This is a genomic window from Collinsella aerofaciens (genome assembly GCF_039752775.1).
In the GTDB taxonomy this organism is placed as follows: Bacteria; Actinomycetota; Coriobacteriia; order Coriobacteriales; family Coriobacteriaceae; genus Collinsella; species Collinsella aerofaciens_R.
This window is the reverse complement of sequence record NZ_JBDMGT010000065.1, coordinates 1-1602: the sequence shown is the minus strand read 5'-3', so window position 1 is coordinate 1602 and position 1602 is coordinate 1. Positions and strand designations below refer to the sequence as shown.

Sequence of the window (1602 nt, the reverse complement as noted above, 5' to 3'; positions counted from 1 at the left end):
GTACATACACTGTGCCGCGGTATGAGATACCCGAATTGCGACATACGAGCGCTATTCATGATATCGATTAATTAGATTAATTAGCGACACGTGGATATCCCGCGGGCCCGATGCGGTCCCGCAAGATACCACGGGCGCACGGCGGATGCCTTGGCACAGGGAGCCGATGAAGGACGCGGCAAGCTGCGATAATCCCCGGCGAGGAGCACACATCCTTCGACCCGGGGGTCTCCGAATGGGCGAACCCATGCACAGCAGTGTGCATATCCCCCCGCTGAACACATAGGCGGGGGGAGGACAACCCGGGGAACTGAAACATCTAAGTACCCGGAGGAGAGGAAATCAATCTCGAGACTCCCCGAGTAGCGGCGAGCGAAAGGGGACCGATGGCCAAACCGTCGAGCGGGCATACCCGGCAGGGGTTCCGCCGACGGGGTTGCAGGGCCGCGCATCCGGGGGCTGCCGCCCCCGGGCGCAGGTCCGGCTGGGGAGCGGAACGGCATGGGAGGGCCGGCCGCAGCGGGTGACAGCCCCGTACGCGAACCCAGACCGGACGGCGCGACGCGGTCCCTGAGTAGGGCCGGGCACGTGAAACCCGGTCCGAACCTGGGTGGACCACCATCCAAGCCTGAGTACTACCCTGTGACCGATAGCGCACCAGTACCGTGAGGGAAAGGTGAAAAGCACCCCGGGAGGGGAGTGAAACAGTACCTGAAACCGTGCGCCCACGAGCAGTCGGAGCAACTTTCAGTTGTGACGGCGTGCCTTTTGTAGAATGAGCCAGCGAGTCGCTGGCGCGGGGCGAGGTTAACCGAAAGGGAGCCGGAGCGAAAGCGAGCCTTAACAGGGCGACTTGAGTCCCGCGCCGCGGACGCGAAGCCGGGTGAGCTATCCGTGGGCAGGCTGAAGCGGGGGTAAGACCCCGTGGAGGGCCGAACGCACGTCGGTTGAAAACGGCGGCGATGACCTGCGGATAGGGGTGAAAGGCCAATCAAACCCGGAGATATCTCGTTCTCCCCGAAATAGCTTTAGGGCTAGCGTCGCGCGTTCACCGCCGGAGGTAGAGCACCGGATGGACGAGGGGGCTTCGCCGCCTACCGAATCCAACCGAACTCCGAATGCCGGCGGCCCAGAGCGCGGCAGTCAGAGCATGTGGGCTAAGCTGTGTGCTCGAGAGGGAAACAGCCCGGACCGCCCGCTAAGGTCCCCAAGTTCCAGCCGAGTGGCAAAGGATGTGCGTCCGCCCAGACAACCAGGATGTTGGCTTAGAAGCAGCCATCCATTCAAAGAGTGCGTAACAGCTCACTGGTCGAGTGGACATGCGCCGACAATACACGGGGCTAAGCTGGACACCGAAGCGGCGGGATTTTAATTCATTAGAATCGGTAGGGGAGCTTCCCATGGGCGGAGAAGCCGGAGGGCGACCGACGGTGGAGCGCATGGGAGTGAGAATGCTGGCATGAGTAGCGAGAGACGAGAGAGTAACTCGTCCGCCGTGAACCCGAGGTTTCCTGGGCAAGGCTAATCCTCCCAGGGTCAGTCGGGGGCTAAGGCGAGGCCGGGAGGCGTAGCCGACGCGCAGCAGGCAGACATTCCTGCACC

The 1602-nt window shown here is 62.8% G+C and carries 1 rRNA gene; it reads left to right on the top strand.

From position 1 onward, the window contains the following. Nucleotides 1-118 precede the first annotated feature (118 nt). Nucleotides 119-1602: ribosomal RNA gene (locus ABHR63_RS09950) — 23S ribosomal RNA — on the top strand; the annotation flags it as partial.